Raw genomic sequence first — 23939 nt, 5'->3', positions numbered from 1 at the left:
CTGCCGCTTTTTATATAAGATACATAGGCTCTACATAATGTAATTCATGTATATGTTGTTCTTAATTTGTATTCATCGAGACTTTTTGTCTTACAGGCTGCTTGGAGTCTTCCTCCGTCGCTTGTTTGGTACGTTTGACGAAGAAGGAAAGTAGCAATCCGAGAACGGCAATGCCGATAATGACAACATAAGCATCATTAATTCCCTGGATCATGGATTCCATTCCCAACTGTTGCTGGGTTAAACCTTTGGCTGCACCCGTTGCCACCATGTCCTGTACATGTGCCGTTGTGCGACTAGTCATTACACTTACGAGCAATGAAGTACCCACAGCGCCAGCTACTTGTCTGACGGTGTTGGATATCGCTGTACCATGCGGCCCAAGTCTTGGAGGCAGTTGATTCAAACCTGCCGTTTGGATAGGCATCATGAGCAAGGCCATACCAATTCGGCGACCTGTTGACATTAAGACAAGGTAAGTATAACTTGTAGAATCGGTTAGATCGATGAAACCAATAGTGGTTACGATCGTGATAACCATCCCGATAATTGCCAGCCATTTTGCGCCAAACCGGTCAAACAATCTACCTGTTATTGGCATCAGGAAGCCCATGACAAGCGCCCCTGGAAGCAACAATAATCCGGACTCCAATGCCGTGTAACCCCGTGCATTTTGGAGGTATAAAGGAAGCAACATCATATCAGCATACATGATCATCGTGATCGCGATATTAATGACCGTGGTCAGTGAGAACATATTATACTTGAAAGCACGCAGATCGAGCAGCGGATTTGTAGACGCGAGCTGTCTCCATGTGAACAGTCCAAGAGCAATTACTCCTGCTGCAAGGCATATGATGACTTCTGCGCTTGACCATCCCAGACTTCCCGCCCGACTGAAACCATACAGCAATGCACCAAATCCAATTGTGGACAGCAACACGCTGAGTGTGTCGAACTTGAGTTTGATTCGTTCCGATACATTTTTGAGATATACAAACGCAAAACCAATAACAATAACGGTTAGTGGGATCATTCCGTAAAACATCGTTTGCCATGTGTAGTTTTCAAGAATATATCCAGCAAGGGTTGGCCCAATCGCTGGAGCGAAAATGATGGCAAAACCGACCATACCCATCGCTGCTCCCCTTTTCTCAGGAGAGAACAGGGTTAGAATGACATGCATCAACAATGGCATGATAATACCAGCACCAGCTGCTTGAACCATACGTCCTGTCAACAATGTACCGAAATTACTCGCAAGGGCAGATATAATCGTACCGATGAGGAAAATAAACATCGAAGCTTGAAATAATTGCCGTGTCGAAAAGCGTTGCATGAAATAGGCCGTGACAGGAATGAGTACACCATTCACCAGCATGTAGCCTGTCGTAAACCATTGGGCTGTTGCTGCTGAGATATTAAAATCCCCCATCAGCTCCGGAGTTGCTACGCTCATAACGGTTTGATTCAATGTGGCAAGAAATGCACCCAAAATCATAACAAACAGTATGGGGCCCTTTTTTACGTCATCTCTTTCTTTTAATCTAGCCTGACTCAATCCATTCCATCCTTTCAATCCACACGTGACTAAATTTACAACGTGTTGTATAGTTTACATTGTATTTATTGAATTATATACATATTCCCGAAGATTACAATTTACGATTTTGGGTATTTTCGTTGCTTATTTTACGAAAAAAAAAAATATGTCGTCTAATTCGGAAATAAACGACTGATCATTTAAAATTGTAATTTTTAAAATTTGAGGAGTGATTTTGCATGAAGAACGAAAAAAAGTCTGCTACAGATCCTCGTATACTTCGTACAAGACAGTTGATTCGTGATGCTTTTGTAGATCTATTGCAGGAAATGGACATCGAGAAACTATCCGTCAATCGGATTGCAGAACGAGCGACGATCAACCGCGTGACCTTCTATCTGCATTATCGGGATATCACAGACATGATGGAGAAAATGGCGGATGAGATGATTGAGCATATTGAACGGATTGTGGACGAACATGCTCCTCAATTTGAAGATGCTGCCAAAGATGATGGTTGGCCAGTTCTAGTGAAATTGCTTGAACACTTTGCTGACCACTCCAAATTCTATCGCGTCGTTCTCGCGTCAAGAAGAACCCCCATTTTTACGGAGAGACTATTGAAATTGCTAACGAAACTTGTTTCAGCCAAGATCGAAAGATTAGAGTTGGGAAGCACACTTGAACAAGCAGGTATTCATAAGGAGATCGCCATCTGGTACAGTTCCTCAGCCCTGATTGGGACCATTGTATCCTGGCTTCGCAATGATATGCCTTATGCACCGCATTTTCTAGCCAAACAGTTCTCTTTAATTCGTGCTTATTCTTACAATGACTTGATATAACAAAAAAACATCCAGCTAAAGTCAGAATCAACTTACGCAGATGTTTTTTAAGAATTTAACGGCCTACGCTCCTGTCGGAGTTCGTAATATCATATACAGCCCGATGAGTGCTGCCAGAGCACCAAAAATAATGCCAGACAGTCCATTGTAAAAGGTGGGATCTCCTTTGTATGAAAATGACATGATCGCAGTTTGTGTTAATGAAAGTGAGATCAATGATGAAGAGAAGTTCGTCAGTTTGATGGCTTCAATGACCGGTTCATTATTCCGTCTCGCCATAATGGCGCCCCCTAGAGAAACCGCGATTTCGGTGAAAGTGACGGCAGCTATGATGAAGGCGACATAGTGAGGATAATGTGTTCTACTGCCTGTAACAAATAATAACTTACTGCAATAAATGATGTACACCGCACTAGAAGCGAGCACAATATTGCCTATAAATCGGTATGCAGCGTATTGTTTTTTTAGGATTTCCTCCGGGCTGGAATCATCAAGATTCGAGTCCTCATGTGCTTTTGCTGCGTGATACTTGGCAATAGCGATGCCGATATTATAAAAAGCGTTAATGCATAAAAAGAAGGAGAGGGTAAAAATCCCTAAAAGTATTTTCCCAACTGCGATAAGGGCATTTAGTGGAATAGATAATTTTGCAAAGTAGATAATGCGATTATTTTTAACTTTAAAGACAGATTCTCCGCTATTCAATGGACGTATCCAATTCACTTTATCCCTCCCGAAAGAAACCCCGATGTGCAAACAATGAGTCTAGTGTTCAAGCATACCATAGTAAACCATATGGTCCACGTATTAGGTTTAGACATGTTCATGCTTACCTATCTGTAATCCTGTATTATAACCGTTAAGAACTTAATTTTCGTCATAAATGAACTATTAGTATAAAAATACACCTTAAAATATCCAGAATATGAATATAGTTCAAAAGATTCATTCCAAATAATATACGGTTAGTATAAAATGGTTGTGCGCTGAACTGTCAATTCATGTGCCAACCAAAGGAGGAATGAAAAGGAAACGAAGACCTGGAGTGACGCCGTGGCATGATTATCAGAGACATGGAAGAAATCCCTCTTTGCACTGGATAAAAATAGTTTTAAGGCGGTGTTTGGATGTACAAAGAAGTGATTCGAGTTCACGATATAACCAATTTTCAGTCCAGATCGGAAGAGTTTTTTCCACTTCACTGGTTTCGGAAAATGTTGTCGGAAAAACCTGTTTACTATCATGAGGGTACGGATACCTGGAATGTATTCAGATATGACGATGTCAAGCAGGTACTAAGCAATCATGAATATTTTTCATCCGAAGGATCAAGAACAACCATTTCTGTTGGGGCGAAAAACAAGGAAGGCACACCGCCGGACAAAATGAATATTTCAAGCATAGATCCACCGCGTCATCAAAAAAGCCGTTCGTTGCTTTCTGCTGCTTTTACCCCCCGCAGTTTAAAAAACTGGGAGCCGCGGATTCGGAACATTGCCAAGCAACTGGTGGAGGATATCGAACTCAATACAACGGTTGACATCGTGCAAGCTCTGGCAGCACCATTGCCTTCCATGGTTATGGCTGATTTGCTGGGCATACCGCTGAAGGACAGCCACCGCTTCAAAAGCTGGGTAGATATTCTGTTTCAACCCGCCAATAGAGAAAATGCAGAGGAAATGGAACTGAAAAAGCAAGTCGCGGCACAGGAGTATTATCAGTTCCTTTATCCCATTGTCGTTCAGAAACGGTCTCAGCCTGGCGACGATATCATTACAGACCTGTTGAAAGTGGATGTGGACGGCGAGAAATTTTCCGACGATGAGGTTGTTCGAACCACGATGCTTTTGCTGGGGGCTGGTATCGAAACCACTAGTCACATGGTTTCCAGTACATTTTATTCTTTTCTCTATGATGACCCCAACTTGTATGTTCAATTACGAGAGAACCCTGAGTTGATCCCACTTGCGGTGGAAGAGATGCTTCGTTATCGCTTCCATAATGCCAAGCGACATCGGACCGTTAAGAAAGATAATAATCTCTTGGGTGTAGAATTGAAAAAAGGGGATGTCGTTATTAGCTGGATGAGTGCGGCGAATATGGATGAAACAATATTTGAAAATCCATTCGATTTGAACATTCACCGTCCCAATAACAAAAAACACCTTACCTTTGGGAATGGTCCGCATTTCTGTCTAGGTGCTCCACTGGCAAGAATGGAATTAAGCGTTGCTTTGACTGCATTTGTAGAAAAAGTACACTTCATCGAATCAGTTGAGTCATTTGAGTTGGAAAACAACCTTACCGTCTCGGCTCCAGGCCAGTCCCTGACATACTTGCCTGTGAAGATTGTTCATTAAGAAGAAGATAACTATCATACAGTCCAAATAACAAAAGCCGTAGATTGGATGTGTACCAACATCTGATCTACGGCTTGTATATCGTTCAAGTTTTTTCTGAGATGTTTACGTAACAGAGTAGAGAGGGTCATACAACAGTAACTATACAATATTATATGAGAAGAGAAGATCACATTAGAGGAGGTTGCGATGAAGACTCGAAGTGGTCTTCTTTGTGCATCATGTCTCTGTTTTCGTTATGAAGGGAGAACTGCTGAGCTAGAAGCTGCTGTTCCTTGATGAGAAGATCAACTTTATGGTGCAGATGGTCCAATTGTTTGTTGTAGTGTTTGTACGTGTAGAATCCGATCACAGCCTTAATCGCGAAGAAAATAACAGCTGCCGTAATAATCAATATATAGTTAGAAGCAATATGCCTGATCCAGCTATTGAGTTCACTTATCACGTATAACACTTCCTTTCACAAGAAATGCAGATTACTTCTATTCATTGCCTTCGTTATAGGAAAGATTACGTGGAAAATGTTCTCAGATGTATTCCTTCGAAAGCAGGATGGAGCATAGCAACATTGTGTTTATTCCTGTTATTAAGTAGAATTATTTTAATTAATATTTTCCAAAGGAGAGCAAATACGTGCTGGAACTTAGCTTTAACGACCCGGAAAAACTGGTAACTGTAACCCACGCCTTGTCGACTCGTTCCCGGATTGACATTCTCCAGCTTCTTAATGCCAACAAATTAAACATAATCGAAATTGCCGAAGCACTTAACCTGCCCGTGTCAACGGTAGCCAACCATATTAAAGTGCTGGAGGCGGCCAATTTAATACATACGGAAATGCTCCCAGCCTCTCGTGGGGCCATGAAAGTTTGCAGCCGTAATTATGATGATATTCATATTGCCCTGGATCGAGTGAGTTCCTTTCCCGCACGGGATACGAATGTCTATGAAGTTCAGATGCCGATAGGGCATTACAGCGACTGTGAAGTTGCGCCAACATGCGGTATGGCGAGCACGGAGGAGATGATTCTGAAGGAAGACGACCCGGCAAGCTTCTATCATCCTAAACATATTGATGCTCAGATCATTTGGCTGGCAAAAGGTTATCTTGAATATTTGCTTCCAATGGATATTCCGCAAGGTGCAACGATTGAATCTTTGGAATTGTCCATGGAAATCTGTTCTGAAGTAGCAACGTATAACAATGATTGGCCCTCGGATATTTCTGTTTGGGTGAATGGCACTGAGATCGGGATGTGGACTAGTCCCGGAGATTTGGGCGACCGCCGAGGTAAACTGAATCCGGCATGGTGGTCAGATGGTTCCACACAATACGGCATTCTCAAAAAATGGCGTGTGGACGACAACATGACCATGCTGGACAAGGAGAAAATTTCGGATGTGTCCCTGTCAGATCTTCATCTTGAGGATAAACACAAGTTAAGATTACGCATTGGAATTCATCCGGATGCTAGGCATCAGGGAGGCATGAACCTGTTTGGCAATGAGTTCGGAGATCATGAACAGAACATTATTATGCAGGTAAGGTATACGATGAATGCAGGTGATAAGGATGCGAGATATGCCAAATAACGGTACTTCATTTATCGTGAGTATCGAGCGTTTTAAACCGAACTTGTTTCATCTGGAGCAACACGTTCCAATTACCTGGAGCTTATTCAGTCCACCCGAAATTATCTCAGATTGACGAAGGCAAACGGAAAATCATCTGGTCACCGGAGCCTGGCGGGCGTTATAGCCATCATTTGTGGGCACCAGAAATCCATTTTTTGAACGGAAAATGGTACATATACTATACGGCCAATGATGGGGGAGGGGACGATTCACGGCGGATTTGCGTGCTGGAGAATGAAAGCCCAAATCCCATGGATGGAGATTGGGTATGGAAGGGGGCTCTGGGCACTCCTGTCCCTGGTCTGGATGGTACCGTGCTGAAATTGGGAGCTCGATTCTATTTTCTGTACGCAGGCTACGGTCATTTTCCGGACTATGGGTCAGCGATCTATATTATGCGGATGTCTAATCCTTACACATTAACAGGTGACCATGTGCTGTTAACAGCTCCAACCTTTTCGTGGGAAAAGCAAGGCGGGATGGCGATTAATGAAGGCACGGTTATGCTGCATCGAAATGGATGAGTTTTTCTGATTTTCTCGGCCAGCACAACCTGGTCGGAAGATAATGCACTTGGCATGTTAACCATGAATGAAGAAGATGATCCAATGCTAGCTTCATCATGGACCAAATCCCCGCAGCCTGTTTTTCGGAAGAGTACGGAGAATGGTGTATATTCCACAGGGCACAACAGCTTTACTACATCACCGGATGGTCTGGAGGACTGGATCGTATTTCATGCTCTTCCGGCACCAGGTGCTGATACTGGTTTGCCGGCTACGCGCATTCAAAAATTTGAATGGAACAGGGAGGGAACACCTGATTTTGGTGTGCCTTTCAGCGATGATCATGCCGGTCCAAGTTCCATCGGGAGAGTAAGACATAAGACTCGAGAATAGGGGATAGGTATGCCTAAAGTTACAACTATTTTGTAATTAATAGCGAAGTAGATAAATGATTTGGTGAAAACGAATGCTTTCATTAGACAAAGAAAGTATTAATTATTTTGGGTTTAAACTAGAATTTTCCGCATTGTAACAATGTTTTAATGGTGTGACCTAGTGATTAATCAACTTTCCAATGCTGTTTGAATGAGATGTAAGCAAGAATACCAGATATATTTTGTTACAAGAAAATAAATTGAAAACGTTGACATCTAATTATTGTGTAATTATACTTTGATTCAAATACAGAACAAATATTGCACCATTGTTGTGTCCACCATTCCAATACTGATGGTATACCCTTTCCTGCAAAAGTACTTTGTAAAAGGAGTATATATCGGTTCAATCAAAGGCTAATAGGAGTGATTTACGTATGAATAAAGACAAGATGACATTGACACCACGACCGGAATATCCTCGTCCTCAGTGGGTACGTAACGATTGGATCAATCTGAACGGAACTTGGCAGTTCGAAATGGATCATGGCAAAAGTGGAAAAGAACGGGGTTATGAACAGTCCGAACATCACCTCTCTGGGACAATCACTGTTCCGTTCTGTCCAGAGAGTAAACTGTCCGGTGTGGGCTATACCGATTTTATGGCAGCAGTATGGTATAAACGCGAGTTCTCCATCCCGGATGCCTGGATGAATGGGCGCATTTTGCTTCATTTTGGCGCTGTTGATTACGAAGCCGAGATCTGGGTCAATGGAAAAGCCATTGGTAAACATCGGGGAGGCTATTCGCCATTCCATTTTGATATCACATCCCATGTTTCGTCGGGAACGAATGTAGTCACGGTTTATGCGGAAGACGATGTGCGTTCAGGACTTCAGCCGCGAGGCAAACAGAGCGAACGCTTCCATTCACATGGCTGCGATTACACGCGGACGACCGGCATTTGGCAAACGGTGTGGCTGGAGCAAGTGCCAGAGGTGTATCTCTCCGACATGAAAGTCGCGGCTGATCCGGATAATGCATGCGTGCACCTTGAAGTGAAAATATGCGGTAACACTGCTGGAGGAGAGCTGGCTGCAACAGCCCACTTTGACGGCAAGGATGTTGGATCGGCAACGGCGGTTATTCATGGACCTGCTGTGAAGCTTACCGTCCCATTATCCGAAATCCACTTATGGGAGCCAGGGCATGCCCAATTGTATGATTTGGAGTTGAAGCTGCATGGGCAGGATCAGACCATCGATACGGTAGGCTCGTATTTCGGACTGCGGACGGTAAGGTTGGATGGTATGGCATTTCGTATTAATGAGAAGTCTGTTTTTCAGCGGCTTGTGCTGGATCAGGGCTTTTACCCGGATGGCATCTACACGGCACCTAGCGACGAAGATCTGCGCAAAGACATCGAGATTTCCATGGGGCTTGGCTTTAATGGAGCGAGATTGCACGAAAAGATGTTTGAGCCGCGTTTCCTGTATTGGGCTGATCAGCTGGGTTATCTGGTATGGGGAGAACATGCCAACTGGGGACAGGATATTACAACGACCGAAAGCCTTGCCCGGTTTTTGCCAGAATGGATGGAAGGTATGGAACGCGACTTTAATCATCCATCACTTATCGGTTGGTGTCCGTTCAACGAAACGTGGGATCGTGATGGAACCCGGCAGGATAATGATGTGCTACGCATTGTCTATGAGATGACCAAACGTATGGACCCGACACGTCCTGTCATTGATACCAGTGGTAACTTTCATGTGGTGACGGATATCTTCGATTTGCATGACTATGATCAAAACCCGGAAACGTTCCGTGCCAGATATGAACCGATGAAAAGCGGTGGAGAAGTATTCAATACGTTTCCGGAGCGGCAGACGTATGAGGGGCAGCCCTATTTTATTAGCGAGTATGGCGGTATCTGGTGGAATCCGGATCAGCAAGATGAGAAAGCTTGGGGCTACGGGGACAGACCGAATTCCGAAGAAGCTTTCATTGCACGTTATGAGGGATTAACCAATGTCCTGTTGGACCACCCTAAAATGTTCGGGTTTTGTTATACCCAGCTATATGATGTGGAACAGGAAGTGAATGGACTGTACACCTATGACCGCCGTCCCAAATTCGACCCGGAAACGATTCGTCGCATTAATTCCCGCAAAGCTGCCATTGAAGATTGAACGTTGAAGGTCAGGTACACGCATGATTCATAATCCTATAGGGAGCGTGACTGTAGATGAAAATAATGAATTACAGGAACAAATTGTTGCTGGCCTTATGTGCATTTCTTATTTTTCCAATGGGACAGACGACGCATGCTGCGACCGTTCAGAATAACTTCTACAATGTCGTGATGCAGGATGGAGCTGATCCATGGGTCTACAAGCACACAGATGGATTCTATTATTTCACCAAAACAACAGGTGGTAACGTTACCATCTGGAAGTCAGCTCAATTAACAACCGTTGATGCGGCTCCAACCACAGTGGTGAATACTGGCTGCTGCGGCATCTGGGCTCCAGAGCTTCATTACATCAATGGTGCTTGGTACATCTATTATGCGAAGGATGATGGAGACAACGTCAATCACCGCATGTATGTTATGGAAAATACGTCAGCTGATCCTACTCAGGGAACCTGGCAATACAAAGGGCAGATTACGGATCCCACCAACAAGTGGGCTATCGACGGGACGGTTTTGCAGGTGAACGGACAGCTCTACTTCATCTGGTCGGGCTGGGAAGGAGATACGAATGTAAGGCAGAATCTGTACATTGCCCATATGAGTAATCCCTGGACCATCGATTCAAATCGTGTGGAGATTGCACGACCAACCTACGCCTGGGAAACCAATCATTCCCCGAATGTAAATGAGGGACCACAGGTGATCATTCGAAACGGAGTTATCAGTCTAGTCTACTCTGCAAGTGGCAGCTGGACCAACGACTATTGTCTGGGGCTTATTACCGCTAACGCCTCAAGCAATTTGCTGAATCCGGCATCCTGGAACAAGCGCAGTCAGCCTATCTTCCAATCGGGGAACGGTTTGTATGGTCCTGGTCATCATTCCTTTACGAAATCGCCTGACGGGACTGAGGACTGGATCATGTACCACACAGCGAAATCCAATAATTCCGGATGGAATCGTGAGATTCGCTTACAGAAGTTCACCTGGAATGCCGACAATACCCCGAACTTGGGTGCGCCGGTGAATCCCAACGCACCTATTGCTCTACCTTCGGGAGAAAAGTCAATCGTTCGATATGAAGGAGAAGAGGGAACCTTTGGTGGGATCGCTTATGCATCCCAGAGTCCTTCTGGTTCAGGCGGCATGAAAGCTGGTCATATCGATACGGCGGACAGCTATGTAGAATTTAACGTCAATGCAACAGCTGCAGGGCAATATATTCTCCTGGCAAGGACGGCGAATGGTACAGCAGGTGGGAATTGGTCCAGCCTGCTGCTGAGTGTGAATGGAGGTACAGCCAGCCCATTCTACATTACGAACAAGGGATGGGAGAACTGGGGACTGTCTACAGCAAGAGTTCAGCTAAAGGCTGGTGTGAACAAAATTCGTTTCTCCAAAGGGGAAGGATATGGAGAACTGGACTTCTTTGATATCAAACCTGCAAATTAGAGAATGATAAATCCGATACGAACCCTGCTGGTGTCCATTTGGACCTTGGCGGGGTTTTGTGATTTGAAATTGAAAACTTTCCGATTCCATTCATATTCAGTTCATAAAAGTACGATATTCTTCCCCTATAAACGATATGGGAGGAACCACAATTGACAAACATACAGCAAAGAACAACAGGTAATGAACTTGGAGATTGGGCCATTGAAGCAGAGGGGCTTGTAAAAATCTTTGGAGATAAGCGTGCAGTGGATGGTGTGAATCTAAACGTGAAGGCAGGTACAATCTACGGTGTACTGGGCCCGAATGGAGCAGGGAAAACAACAACAATTCGGATGCTGGGTACACTGCTACGGTCCGATGGAGGATCAGCCAAAATATTTGGGCATGATGTGGTGAAGGAGTCACATATTGTACGCCAGCTGATTGGACTTACAGGACAATACGCATCGGTTGACGAGTCACTTAGTGCCAACGAAAATTTGATGATATTTTCACGGCTCCTGGGTCTAGGCCGCGCAGAATCGAAACGCAAGACCGCTGAGCTGCTCGAAGAATTCGGCTTGACGGAGGCGGCGAAACGTCCGATCAAAGGGTTCTCGGGAGGCATGCGCCGCCGTCTGGATCTGGCAGCAAGCCTTATTGCTCAGCCGCCGCTGATCTTTTTGGATGAACCGACAACTGGACTTGACCCACGGACACGTGCACAGATGTGGAATACGATTCGCCAATTGGTCAAGACTGGTTCAACAGTGCTTCTGACCACACAATATCTTGATGAAGCGGATCAACTGGCAGACCGCGTTGCCGTAATTGATCAGGGTCATGTTGTGGCCGAAGGTACGGTAGATGATTTGAAAGCTTCCGTTGGCACTGCCTCCCTTCAACTGCGCATCCAGGAACCGACACGGATTGAACACGCCCGTCAGATTGTGGAGCAGATCCTTCGGACAGATTCCAGCGTATCAGCGGAAGCAGGGAAGATTACTGCGCCGATGGCTAATGCGAATATTGCAGCAGATCTGCTGATTGCCTTTCGTTCCGCAGGCATTGATCTGGCAGAGATGAGTGTCCAGAAACCTACACTTGATGAAGTATTTCTTACCATTACGGGCCAAGATGCGAGTGGCAATACGTCTCATACGTCTCAAGAATCAAAAGCAGTGGAGGAGTTGCAAGTATGAACAGTACAATAGCGAAACAAAACCCAAGCCGTAAGCTGAGAAAATACACAAGCTTTGGGCAAACCGTCCGGAATTCCTTAACGATGGCTTATCGCGGGATCTTGAAGGTTAGACGAACACCAGAGCAATTATTCGATGTTACCCTACAGCCGATCATTTTCACATTGATGTTTACGTACATTTTTGGCGGTGCAGTCTCGGGAAACATTCAAGCTTATTTGTTGGTCATTATTCCGGGTATACTTGTGCAGACGGTAATTACAAGCTCAGTCGTTACTGGCGTGCAATTGCGTGAGGATATGGATAAAGGGGTATTCGACCGATTCAAATCATTGCCTATAGCACGTATTGCGCCATTGGCCGGAGCATTGCTGGCGGACACGATCCGATATACCATTGCAACAATCCTTACCTTTGCGATTGGATATCTATTGGGATATAGCCCTGCAGGTGGATTGGGTCATGTCGCCTTGGCAGGATTGCTGGTTATTGTGTGCGCTTGGGCGATCAGTTGGATTTTTGCTTTTCTCGGTGTTATTGCACGTACAGCGTCCAGTGTACAAGGGATTTCCATGCTCGTATTGTTTCCGCTCACCTTTGCTTCGAACGCTTTTGTTCCGGTAGATACGATGCCAAATTGGCTTCAGTGGATTGTTAATGTCAATCCGATATCCCATTTGGTCTCAGCTGTACGGGATTTGGCGAATCAAGGGACAATGGGCACAGATTTGGTGACTAGCCTTGCTGGAGCGGCAGTTATTGTAGCCATTTTTGCACCATTAACAGTACGGGCATATATGCGCAGAACGTAATTGGAAATCATAAAATTTTCTAAAAATGTGGAGTTATCAGGAAAGAGACGTTATGCCTTCATGGTATAAGGTCTTCTTCTTGACAGAATGTGGAGTATAAGGCAAGGTTGAAAAAAATGGAGGTGGTCACGTTGACAAGCATATTGGTCGTTGATGACGACCCGCATATCCGAGAGCTGGTAGGACATTTTTTACAGCAGGAGGGTTTGCATGTAATTGAGGCTGTTGACGGTTTGGATGCACTGCGATTACTCGCTGACCATAAGGTCGACCTCGTCGTTCTCGATATTATGATGCCAGGCATGGACGGATGGGAATTGTGCCGCCAGTTGCGGCAGCAGACGGATCTGCCGCTCCTGATGTTAACAGCCAAAGGAGAAACCTCGCAGATCATCAAAGGTTTTACCCTTGGGACGGATGATTATCTGGTGAAGCCTTTTGATCCGCTGGTGCTGGTTGCACGAGTGAAGGCTTTATTGAAACGATATCGGATTATGACTTCACAAGTGATCCTGCTTGGTGAACTGGTCCTGCGGGGGGATACGTTTGAGTGCAAGAAAGGCGATCAGGATATTGTGTTGCCACGTAAGGAATTTGAACTGCTTTTCACCCTTGCGAGTTACCCTGGCAAGACCTTTACACGTGATCAGTTAATCGAAAAGATCTGGGGTTATGATTACGAAGGGGACGAGAGGACAATTGATGTGCATATCAAGAGGCTTCGTGAACGGTTTCCGGAGGAAGAGCATGCTTTTGTCATTCGTACTATGCGAGGTTTAGGCTATCGCCTGGAGGTACGGCAATGAAGCAGGAGGCTGGATTTCTTCATATTGCCAGAAACGTCATTCTGGTATCTCTGGCCCTGTTTGCCTGCTGGACAGCAGCTTTCTACCTTACGAGATATGTGTATTCCTTTGTCCCCTGGGAACCGCATGAATTGCTTGCTTTTCTGATTAATGCAATGCTTGGGTTCATTTTCTTCGGGATATGCATTTCAATCATCGGTCCGCTGGTTAAAGGCAGGCAGTATGAATTTTTTAATGAGATGATTCAGGCACTGAAAAGCATTTCCCGGGGGGATTTTCGTGTGAATCTGGATGCGGAATTTGCCAATAGAAACGGGAGACAGAGAAATCCCCATCCGTTTGTGCAGTTAGTTGAAAGCATCAATGACATGGCGGCAAATCTCAAAGTGATGGAAGATTTGCGTCAGGAATTCATCTCCAATGTATCACATGAGATCGGATCGCCGCTCACGTCAATCAGCGGGTTCGCCAGAGCGCTGAAAAATAAAGATATGGACCAGGAGAAACGGGAAAAGTATCTGACGATCATTGAGACGGAATGTGTTCGTTTGTCCAGACTGAGTGATAATTTGATGAAGCTCGCCGTTCTGGATTCATCCGAGCATGCATCACAAAAAACATCTTACCGATTGGATCGGCAGTTGGTAACTCTGGTTCTGGCCTGCGAACCCCAATGGGATGACAAAAAAATAGATATGAACGTAGAGCTGGAAGAAGTTGAAATCTTGGCTGATGAGGACTTGATGATTCAGTTATGGATCAACCTGATTCATAATGCAATCAAGTTCACGCCAGAAGGCGGTAAAATTGATGTTTTCCTTACGCAAGGTGAAGGCAAGGTCAGTGTGCGTATTACTGACAGTGGACCTGGCATCACCAAGCAGGATCAACTCCGTATATTTGAACGCTTCTACAAAGCAGATCAATCTCGTACACGTGCCTTGGGCGGCAGTGGGTTGGGTCTGTCCATCGTGCATAAAATTGTGGAGATGCATGGGGGTACTGTCTCCGTGTTCAGTGAACCAGGAGAAGGTGCGACATTTACTGTACAGTTACCTGTCCATTCAGAATAATAAAAAGGGTAATTGATGGACGTTGTCCTCAATTACCCTTTTTATTTCAATTAATTCGGCGGTTATTGTACAAAATAAGGTATATAATCGATAAACTACAGGGTAGCCAATACATAAGGCCGTAAGGAGTGTGCAGTCTGCTGATATCTTCCACTCACCAACAACGTCTGATTGATGTGATGAATTCATTACCGGTACAACCAAAGTACTCCAAAGCAGAGCTGCTGATTAATGATCTGAAATTAAGCTCAGCGGGAGAGGTGGAGATGTTCTACTCTCCACATAATGAATATATCAATCCTTCTGCAAAAGTCATGCTTGTGGGCATCACACCAGGTTGGCAGCAAATGGAGATTGCATATAGAACGGCTATCCAGGCTTTGAAAGCACACAAATCATATGAGCAAGCCTGTAAAGAAGCCAAAATAGCGGCAAGAATGGCCGGCTCCATGCGTAGCAATTTGATTCAGATGCTCCAGGAAATAAGCTTGCATGAATATTTAAAAGTGCCCCATGTGCAAAGGCTGTTTGAAGCAGATTGTATATTGTTACATACAACTTCTCTGATTCGATATCCGGTCTTGGTGAATAAGCAAAATTACAATGGACATCAGCCTTCTATTACTCAAAATAAATTTTTGTATCAAGCTGTACTTGAATCATTTCTGCCTGAAGTTGAACAGTTAAAGCATCCTCTTATTATTCCATTAGGAAAGTCGGTGGAGGCTGTACTCCATCAATTGCTAGATGAACATCGGTTAGTTGAAGGGAAAATTTTATGGGGATTCCCTCATCCATCTGGTGCCAACGGCTCTCGTGTGAAACAGTTTCTTCATAACAAAGCGGACATGCATAACATTCTGAGGTGCTGGCGTAATTAAATTTCTTACGTGCTTCTTGCTTTTTACAAATTCAATAATAGTATAATGATTACGACTACATGACATGGAAACAGGAAAAGAGGAAACAAATGCCTACAATACTAGTTGCTGACGATGATCCGAACATTCGTGAACTCGTCTGTTTATTTTTGAGAAACGACGGATTTGAAACGGCTGAAGCTGCGGATGGGAAGGAGGCACTGACCGTTTACGGCTCAACACATGTTGATCTTGTTGTGCTTGATATCATGATGCCTATCATGGATGGTTGGACGTTATGTAAGGAGCTGCGAAGAGCCAATCCTGATCTTCCGTTGCTCATGCTGACGGCGAGAGGAGAGACTTGGGAGAAAGTGAAGGGATTCGAACTGGGAACCGATGATTATCTGACGAAACCGTTTGATCCGTTGGAGCTCACGGCTCGTGTTCGAGCATTACTGAAACGATACAAAATCGGCTCCACGCAGACGATCCATTTCGGCAACGTCATCCTGGATCGACAAACCTACAAGGTGACGAGCGGAACAGAGTCGCTTACGTTGCCGCTGAAGGAGTTCGAATTGCTCTATAAACTCGCTGGAACACCCGGACAAGTCTATACACGTGAGCAATTGATCGATCAGATCTGGGGCATTGATTACGCCGGTGATGATCGAACAGTAGACGTACATATTAAACGCCTGCGTGAACGGTTCGCAACAACACCCGATTTTCGGATTGAAACGGTGCGAGGTCTGGGGTACCGGCTTGAGGTTTACGAATGATTAGATCGTTATATATCCGTGTGGTCCTGACATTTCTGGTCTCCGTCATCGCCGGCACGGTCATTTCTTTTTTTGTGTCCACGATGATATTCGAAGATCAATTGAATGAAAATGCTCAAATTAACATACGTAACTTCGGCCAGGATATCGTGCAGATTTACAAGACCCTTCCATTAAGTGAAGCAGAATCGTACGTTAGTGGAATGAAGCTACTGAATTCATATCATATTCGAATTTACGATGCAACGGGTCAGTTCCAGTCGTATGGAAAGCTTAACGGACATAAATCGGCCACGGTGACGAAAGAGCAACTAAAGAAAGTGCTAGATGGAGGCGTAGTTCAGGACAATCCGAATGGTATTGCAACAGTTCTTTTAGGTTTGCCGGTGAAAACGGAAATGGGAGCGAAAGCCATGTTTTTTGAGACACTCACTCCCCCATCTTCCTTGTTTGTCGTCCAATGGGCTTCGATCTTTGCAACCTGTTCATTGATTGCGGGAAGTATTATCATTCTGATTGCTTCCATATTTTTGGTTAGACCGATCAAAAAACTGACAAAAGCAACGAAGCGGATCGCTGCTGGAGATTTCAACGTCAAGTTGAATATTAAGCAAACCGGAGAACTGGGCACACTGGCGCGCAGTTTTGAAGAAATGATTCATGATTTGCAGCAGTTGGAGCAGATGCGCAGGGAATTTGTAACGAATGTGTCACACGAGGTTCAATCTCCGCTGACTTCGATATCCGGTTATGCTCAAGCACTGAAACAAGTAAATCTCTCAGAGCAAGAAAGAAGCCGATATCTTGAGATTATCATCGCTGAGGCGAAGCGGATGTCCAAAATGAGTGATAATCTGCTCAAGCTAAGTATGCTTGAATCGCAGTCGCAGCAACCACGACTTAGCACACTTAGCCTGGATGAACAGATCAGGCGGGTCATTGTAACTCTCCAGCCGCAATGGTCTGCTCGCAACATTCACTTTGAGCTCGATCTCCAAGCTGTTAAAGTATTGGCTGATCACGACCAGCTGAACCAGGTATGGACAAATATTCTCAGCAACGGTATTAAATTTTCCAAAGATGGCGGCGTAATTCACGTCAGCACCAAGCAGGATATCAAGAACGTGACTATTCGAATCTCCGACACAGGTATCGGTATCCCCCTTGAAGACCAGAAGCGCATATTCGAACGATTTTTCAAGTCGGATCGTTCTCACAGTCGCAAGTATGATGGCAGTGGTATGGGACTTGCTATCGTTAAACAGATTGTATCGCTTCATCAAGGGGACATACGAGTAGAAAGTGAACCTGGTCAAGGAACGACCTTTATTGTCACGTTGCCCATCACTCCACCAACGGAATAGTTAGGCTTATAGGATAAGGTGAATGTGTAGAATATTCATCCGATTGTCTAAACCATATTTTCAGGCCACGTTTCACATGCAAGCTCCCTCGCATGTGAAACGTGGTCTTATTTTGTTAGTTCATATTCCGTTCATATTGTCGTCATGATGAGGACATCTTTGTTGGTTAGTCTTGAATTAAAGGTTTGTTACAGCCATTAAACAGATGAAGACAGGAGCAGATGAGTGTGACACAAGAAACCGAGAAGAAACAGTCGGGTCGATCCAAAACAAAGAAAGTATTAAACATTTTGCTTAAAGTATTTGGTGCAATCGTTATAGTCATCCTACTTTTCGTGGCCACCGTGTATAGCGTTAACAAAATCAGCAGTCATTCGGAGCAAAAAAGAATGGAAACGTATGGACAGCGTGTATCTGTAGATGGAAAACAGATGAATATCAGCATTCAAGGAAAAGGAGAAGAAACGATCGTCCTTTTACCAGGGTTTGGAACAGCATCACCCGCACTTGATTTTAAGCCACTTATTTCAGAACTATCCCCCTATTATAAAGTCGTCGTGGTTGAACCTTTTGGTTATGGATTGAGTGATCAGACCGAAAGGGAGCGCAGTACAGCAAATATCGTAAGTGAAATCCACGAAGCGCTGCAAAGTCTTCATATTGATCGGTATATTCTCATGGGTCATTCCATTTCCGGGATCTATAGCCTGGATTATGTGAACAAATATCCAAACGAAGTAAGTGCATTTGTCGGACTGGATAGCAGTGTTCCAACGCTTAGTGAACAAAAGATTGATTCGTCAGATACACAACCGATTAAATGGTTCCGTAACTTAGGTTTCGCGCGATTACAATTAAAACTGAGTGCTGACCTTTATGATGGACTGCCTTATGATGAGCAGACTAAAGAACAATTGAACATTTTGATCCGAAAAAATATGTATAATACCACTCAATTAAATGAGGCAGAGAGTATGTATTCCAACTTTAAAGCAGCTGAACAGCTAACGTTCCCTGTTAATCTGCCGGTTCTTTTCTTTGTTCAAAAGAATCATCCGGCAGCGGAGAATTGGATTCCTGAACACGAGAAGTTAATAAAGGATTCTGTACATGGTGAAGTGGTGCTGCTGGAAGCAAATCATTATCTGTATCGTTCCCATGCCAAAGAAATTGCGGAAAACTTTATGGGATTTATGAAGGAAATCCAATAATGTGTTCACGGAAATTTATCCGACAATGACGTCTCCGTAAATTTATTAATTTATTTGCTTGTTCATATTCAGTTCATATTGATGTCACGGGGAGTACATTTTCATTGGTTAAGATTTCATTAGCAGCAAAGAAGAAAGCCGAACTAACAGTTCAAGACAGGAGAAGATGAGAGTGACACAGCCAGAGGAAAAGAAAGCGAAGAATGGATCGAGGGCCAAGAAAGTACGGAATATTATACTTAAAATACTAGGAGCAATCGTAATCGCCATTATTTTGTTTCTAGGTATTGTTTATATCACGAATGTGATCAGTAGCAATTCCGAAGCGAAAAAGATTGAGCCTTATGGTCAGCACGTATCTGTAGACGGGAAAAATATGAATGTGCTCATTCAAGGTGAAGGCAAGGAAACGATTGTGCTTCTGCCTGGTTTTGGAACAGCAACACCAGCGCTTGATTTCAAGCTGCTTATTGATGAATTATCTCCATATTACAAAGTTGTTGCAGTTGAGCCTTTCGGTTACGGATTAAGTGATGGAACAGAAAAAGAAAGAACTACAGAAAATATCGTAAGTGAAGTTCATGAAGCTCTGCAGCAACTTGATATTCATCAGTACATGCTCATGGGTCACTCTATTGCAGGCATTTACGGCATTGATTATGTGAACAAATATCCGGATGAGGTAACTGCCTTCGTCGGTATTGACAGTAGTGTTTCCACCCAACCAAGTATTACAGATGCGAAGTTCCCATTAAAAACGTTTGCTCTTCTCAGAAATACAGGTCTCTTAAGATTAATGATGAAAGTGAGTGCAGACCCCTATGAGGGACTTGCATTTAATGGTCAGACGGTTGAGCAGATGAAAATGATCTCGAATAAAAACATGTATAATCCCACGTCATTAAACGAGATGGATCATATTTATTCCAATTTTAAAGGTGCTCAAGGTTTAACCTTCCCTACAGACCTTCCACTTCTTCTCTTTGTACAAGCAAATAATGAAGGTGTAGAAGGATGGATACCGCTGCATGAAGGGCAGATCAAAGATTCGGTACATGGGAAAGTAATCACAATGGATGGTTCACATTATTTACACCATACTCAATTCAAAAAAATTGCTGAAGACGTTAGAGCTTTTATGAACGTAGCAAAATAAATATGGTGTAAACGTACACGCTTTGACTTAACAGGTGTGTATGAACGAATATGAAAACCGTCCTGCGGGGCGGTTTTTCCATAGTTAGTAAATCCAATTCGGATGATGTCCGTGATGAAAGAGAGGATTCAAATGAGATTATTTGAAATACTTTTAGTTTTATCCTGTTTCGCTTTACTGGTAGATCTATTGTTTATTAAAAGAAGTGCCAAGAAAATAGGCTTGGGTTTGGGTATAGGAAGTAGCGTTATATTATTAGTTCAATTATTTGTTGAGGGATACAGATGGCAGTTGCTTTTGGTATATATCATGACGGCGCTATTCATACTCATCGTTTTATTCAGACATTCCGAAAAGATGGTGAATCTAAAAATAGGGAAGTTCTTGAAATATAGTTTATCTTCCCTAATCGTCATTCTGCTGGTTGTTTCTACTGCCTTGTCTGTATACCTACCTGTTTTTAATTTGCCGAAGCCGGATGGTCCAGAGAAAGTGGGTACTCAAACATTTCATTTTACAGACCAGAATAGAGCTGAAGTCTTAACTGAAGATCAAAGCGACAAGAGGGAGTTAATGGTCCAATTCTGGTATCCTACTGAGAACATGAATAACAACAAGCGTGACACGCTGTTTCCAAATGATAAAGAAATGTTCAAAACGTATATTAAGAGCTTCTCTGCTTCTTTAAAACTGCCCGAATTTTTGCTCGACTACTTGAAGTATAGTCAAACCAACTCTTATGAAAATGTAGAAATATTACCTTCCACAAGTCCTTATCCCGTGGTACTGCTATCTCATGGTATGGGAACCAGTAGAGTTCTACAAGCATCACAGGCCGAGAATCTGGCCAGTCATGGTTTTATCGTGGTCACAATCGATCATACGTACAGCACCTTTGCTACCCTTTTTCCGGATGGCCGTGTAACGGGCTATACAACAAAAATGACAACCATAGATGACCGCAGTGAAGTTGGGGATATATGGACAAAAGACGTTGAGTTTGTTATCGATCAAATCGAAAAGCTAAATTCAGGTGTAATTGAAAGCCAATTTAAAGGGAAGATCGATTTAAATAACATAGGCGCGATGGGACATTCTTTTGGGGGTGCAACGGCGTTTAATGCAACGTATTTAGATCAACGAATCAAGGCCGGGGTTAATATGGATGGGTCACTGAATGAAGTAGAAGATAGAGATGATATAAACAAGCCGTTTATGTTTATCAGATCGGGAAATTTTGAAGACTGGTTAACCAATTTTGAAAGTGATAGAAATTCGGATGACGAAGTAACTAAGTTTCTTTCAGATGAGCTGCACATTATGAAAACGGTTATCAATCAGGGGGGGAATGTGATTTATATAGAAGGAACCCAGCACTTCAATTTCACGGATCTTCAATTCTATTCGGAGCTGATTAAACTGTCCGGAATTACAGGAGACATCAATGGTAAAAGAGGATCAAACATCGTAAATCAATATGTACTTGATTTCTTTAATAAGCAATTGAAAGGAACGGGCGGAACTCTGATTCAGGGGCCGAGCGACTTGTACCCAGAGGTGAAATTTGTAGATCCGAAAGAACTCTAATTTAAACTCAGGAGATGATGTGAATGGGACGACAAACGGGAAAACGAACTTCAATCACTGCCTTAACTCTGGTGTTAATGATGTTAGCTCCAATGTCAGTCATGGCCGCACCAGCTACGAGTAACAACAGCGATCTGACGTATGAACCAACCAGGAGAATAGTAGCGGAGAAAGCGAAGATCCTTACTGAGACGTACGGTACGACCAGTGTGCAATATGCATTAATCGATGCTGGAGAGATTGTGGTGTCCGGTCAAACGGGCAAGAACGATATCAATAACAAGGTGCCTCTTACTTCGAACACGATCTATGGCATTGGTTCAACCAGTAAAATGGTGCTTACAGCGGCTGTAATGAAGCTGGTTGACGAAGGCAAGATTGATTTGGATAAGCCTGTTGTGAACTATATCCCTGACTTTAAAATGAAAGATAATCGCTACAAACAAATCACACCACGCATGCTGTTAAATCATTCTTCCGGTCTGTTGGGCAGCTCCGGCAGCAATGCCACCTTGTACGGAGATAATGATACCTATTCACATGACACTTTTCTGGATCAATTGGCGACACAGACTCTAAAAGCCGATCCAGGAGAATACTCCGTATATTGTAACGATGGTTTTACATTAGCGGAGATTCTAGTCGAAAGAGTTAGTGGCATGGGCTTTACTGCTTTTATACACAAGTATATTACAGAGCCTCTGGACATGAATCATACCAAAACACCACAGGATGTGGTTGAGCCAGCAGAAATGGCGGGAATCTATTCTCCTTTATATGAAGGCCAGCTTCCACAAGAGAATTATAATATCATCGCTACTGGTGGCATTTACTCTACCGCTGAAGATCTTGTGAAATTTTCACAGATCTTCACGGGCGAGGTCGAAGGCATTCTTTCCAGTAAGTCGGTAGAGGCCATGGCGCAAGAAGAATACAAAAGAGGCATGTGGCCGGAGGATAGCGATAGTTCTATTTCGTACGGGTTAGGGTGGGATAGTGTGAATTTGTTCCCATTCAGTGAATACGGCATCAAGGCCGTTACGAAAGGTGGAGATACGATATCGTATCACTCCTCATTAATCGTACTGCCGGAATACAATCTGGCTGCAGCCGTTACCTCATCAGGTGGGACAAGTGCCAAAGATCAGTTCATTGCGAGTGAATTATTACTCAGCGCCCTTGAGGAAAAGGGTATCATTACAAAACGGAAGCCAGAAAAATCATTTGGGGTGCCAGTAAAGGCAGATATACCTAAAGAGATATCCACGTATGCAGGTATGTATGGCGGCAATAATTCGGTTAAGAAGATCGAAATGAATCATGCTGGACAAATGACTGTATCCACACTGGCAGCTCCGAGTGATTCAGCTCAAAAGTACACTTATACATCAGATGGTACTTTTGTTAACGATGAAGGCACAGAAAAGTTGAAATTTGTTACGGAGAAGAACGGAAGTACGTATCTGTGGTCTCGATCATATATATCCTTGCCAGGACTTGGGCAGTTGGCTTTCTCAGAATATACAGCAGAGAAGCTGGAAGCCAATGAATTATCCCAGGATATTACGGCTTCATGGGAGAAGCGTGAAGGTAAAAGATATTACGTGGTAAATCAGAAATATACATCAACGGTTTATCTCCATTCGTCACCAATTCTCCCGATTCATGCGGATAAAGAGACCCCAGGGTATATGTCTAATATTAAGATTATTGGAGCAAACGAAGCAGTCACTGCGCTGCAAATCCCTGGCATGGCTGGTCGTGATACAAAGGAAATCTATTTCTCTAAAAAGAACGGAGTGGAGTACATTACAGCCGTAGGTAGCGTATTCGCCAGTGAGGAAATTGTACAACCACTCTATTCGGGTAAACAATCCGCTACAACCATTCAAGCAGATGGATATGCCAAATGGTTTTCGGTACCAGCAACTGTGAAAGGAAAAGTTATGACGGTTAAGATGCCTGCAAATGGAGCCTTTGCAGTATATGACCAGAAGGGTATTTGCATTAATCACACCGTGGTCAGCGGTAAGAATGAGGTTGTTTTACCAGAAAACGGCCGCATTGTATTTGCAGGCGACGTTGATTCCAAATTTGAAATTTCATTGAAATAGACGAAGTCTTTATCCCCTTTAAGTAGACACTTAAAGGGGATATTTTTATGACGAAAAAAGGAAGGATCAGGGGTC

Annotated in this window: 19 protein-coding genes and 2 pseudogenes; 18 read left to right on the top strand and 3 right to left on the bottom strand. The window is 43.7% G+C overall.

Features of this window, described 5'->3' with window-relative positions:
• Positions 1–61: 61 nt before the first annotated feature.
• Positions 62–1501, bottom strand: a complete 1440-nt coding sequence (locus tag MHB84_RS29895; RefSeq protein ID WP_076288871.1) for a DHA2 family efflux MFS transporter permease subunit — start codon at positions 1499–1501, stop codon at positions 62–64.
• Positions 1502–1782: 281 nt separating this feature from the next.
• On the opposite strand from MHB84_RS29895, the gene MHB84_RS29890 reads away from it, so the two are divergent.
• Complete coding sequence (locus MHB84_RS29890; RefSeq protein WP_076288387.1) at positions 1783–2388, top strand: TetR/AcrR family transcriptional regulator; 606 nt, start codon at positions 1783–1785, stop codon at positions 2386–2388.
• A gap of 63 nt (positions 2389–2451) precedes the next feature.
• Here MHB84_RS29890 and MHB84_RS29885 read toward each other — a convergent pair whose 3' ends face one another.
• Entirely contained in the window at positions 2452–3111 is a 660-nt protein-coding gene (locus MHB84_RS29885) for a hypothetical protein (protein WP_076288388.1), read from the bottom strand.
• 404 nt (positions 3112–3515) lie between these two features.
• Here MHB84_RS29885 and MHB84_RS29880 point away from each other — a divergent pair, with 404 nt between their 5' ends.
• Positions 3516–4748, top strand: coding sequence for a cytochrome P450 (locus MHB84_RS29880; protein ID WP_076288389.1), 1233 nt, complete (start codon positions 3516–3518; stop codon positions 4746–4748).
• Positions 4749–4917: 169 nt separating this feature from the next.
• On the opposite strand, the gene MHB84_RS29875 is transcribed toward MHB84_RS29880, so the two are convergent.
• Positions 4918–5193 carry a hypothetical protein gene (locus MHB84_RS29875; protein ID WP_076288390.1) on the bottom strand — a complete coding sequence of 92 codons (276 nt, stop codon included), beginning with the start codon at positions 5191–5193 and terminating at the stop codon, positions 4918–4920.
• Between the two features lie 188 nt (positions 5194–5381).
• Here MHB84_RS29875 and MHB84_RS29870 point away from each other — a divergent pair, with 188 nt between their 5' ends.
• The 16 genes and pseudogenes from MHB84_RS29870 (at position 5382) to MHB84_RS29795 (ending at position 23864) form a co-directional block, all read left to right on the top strand.
• Positions 5382–6341: an ArsR/SmtB family transcription factor gene (locus MHB84_RS29870; RefSeq protein WP_076288391.1), complete on the top strand. Its 960-nt coding sequence runs from the start codon at positions 5382–5384 to the stop codon at positions 6339–6341.
• 50 nt (positions 6342–6391) lie between these two features.
• Positions 6392–7282, top strand: a pseudogene (locus tag MHB84_RS29865) (glycoside hydrolase family 43 protein).
• Between the two features lie 297 nt (positions 7283–7579).
• A pseudogene (locus MHB84_RS29860) lies at positions 7580–7684 on the top strand (carbohydrate ABC transporter permease); the annotation flags it as partial.
• Between the two features lie 16 nt (positions 7685–7700).
• Entirely contained in the window at positions 7701–9455 is a 1755-nt protein-coding gene (locus MHB84_RS29855) for a glycoside hydrolase family 2 protein (RefSeq protein WP_076288392.1), read from the top strand.
• A gap of 56 nt (positions 9456–9511) precedes the next feature.
• Positions 9512–10912, top strand: coding sequence for a family 43 glycosylhydrolase (locus tag MHB84_RS29850; RefSeq protein ID WP_076288393.1), 1401 nt, complete (start codon positions 9512–9514; stop codon positions 10910–10912).
• 161 nt (positions 10913–11073) lie between these two features.
• Positions 11074–12096 (top strand): ATP-binding cassette domain-containing protein, encoded by a 1023-nt coding sequence (locus MHB84_RS29845; protein WP_076288872.1) that lies wholly within the window; start codon positions 11074–11076, stop codon positions 12094–12096.
• On the top strand, positions 12093–12908 hold the full coding sequence (locus tag MHB84_RS29840) for an ABC transporter permease (RefSeq protein WP_076288394.1): 816 nt from the start codon (positions 12093–12095) through the stop codon (positions 12906–12908). The genes MHB84_RS29845 and MHB84_RS29840 overlap by 4 nt, the downstream gene beginning before the upstream one ends.
• A gap of 131 nt (positions 12909–13039) precedes the next feature.
• Positions 13040–13714, top strand: coding sequence for a response regulator transcription factor (locus tag MHB84_RS29835; protein WP_099854353.1), 675 nt, complete (start codon positions 13040–13042; stop codon positions 13712–13714).
• The gene (locus MHB84_RS29830) at positions 13711–14787 is read left to right on the top strand and encodes a sensor histidine kinase (protein WP_076288395.1); all 1077 of its coding nucleotides are present in this window, start codon (positions 13711–13713) and stop codon (positions 14785–14787) included. Before MHB84_RS29835 ends, MHB84_RS29830 begins: the two co-directional genes overlap by 4 nt.
• A 128-nt stretch (positions 14788–14915) precedes the next feature.
• Complete coding sequence (locus tag MHB84_RS29825; protein WP_256716771.1) at positions 14916–15668, top strand: hypothetical protein; 753 nt, start codon at positions 14916–14918, stop codon at positions 15666–15668.
• Positions 15669–15757: 89 nt separating this feature from the next.
• Complete coding sequence (locus MHB84_RS29820; RefSeq protein ID WP_024634376.1) at positions 15758–16432, top strand: response regulator transcription factor; 675 nt, start codon at positions 15758–15760, stop codon at positions 16430–16432.
• Positions 16429–17796: a sensor histidine kinase gene (locus MHB84_RS29815; RefSeq protein ID WP_076288396.1), complete on the top strand. Its 1368-nt coding sequence runs from the start codon at positions 16429–16431 to the stop codon at positions 17794–17796. Before MHB84_RS29820 ends, MHB84_RS29815 begins: the two co-directional genes overlap by 4 nt.
• A 221-nt stretch (positions 17797–18017) precedes the next feature.
• Complete coding sequence (locus MHB84_RS29810) at positions 18018–19007, top strand: alpha/beta hydrolase (protein ID WP_076288397.1); 990 nt, start codon at positions 18018–18020, stop codon at positions 19005–19007.
• A 172-nt stretch (positions 19008–19179) separates the two neighbouring features.
• On the top strand, positions 19180–20163 hold the full coding sequence (locus MHB84_RS29805) for an alpha/beta hydrolase (protein WP_076288398.1): 984 nt from the start codon (positions 19180–19182) through the stop codon (positions 20161–20163).
• 102 nt (positions 20164–20265) lie between these two features.
• The gene (locus tag MHB84_RS29800; protein WP_341143094.1) at positions 20266–21750 is read left to right on the top strand and encodes an alpha/beta hydrolase family protein; all 1485 of its coding nucleotides are present in this window, start codon (positions 20266–20268) and stop codon (positions 21748–21750) included.
• A gap of 23 nt (positions 21751–21773) precedes the next feature.
• Positions 21774–23864, top strand: coding sequence for a serine hydrolase domain-containing protein (locus MHB84_RS29795; protein WP_076288399.1), 2091 nt, complete (start codon positions 21774–21776; stop codon positions 23862–23864).
• The last annotated feature ends 75 nt before the right edge of the window (positions 23865–23939 follow it).

This window comes from Paenibacillus sp. FSL F4-0087 (assembly GCF_038020215.1).
GTDB classification, from domain to species: domain Bacteria; phylum Bacillota; class Bacilli; order Paenibacillales; family Paenibacillaceae; genus Paenibacillus; species Paenibacillus taichungensis.
The sequence above is the reverse complement of the archived record's forward strand: the minus strand, read 5'-3'. Positions and strand labels throughout refer to the sequence as shown.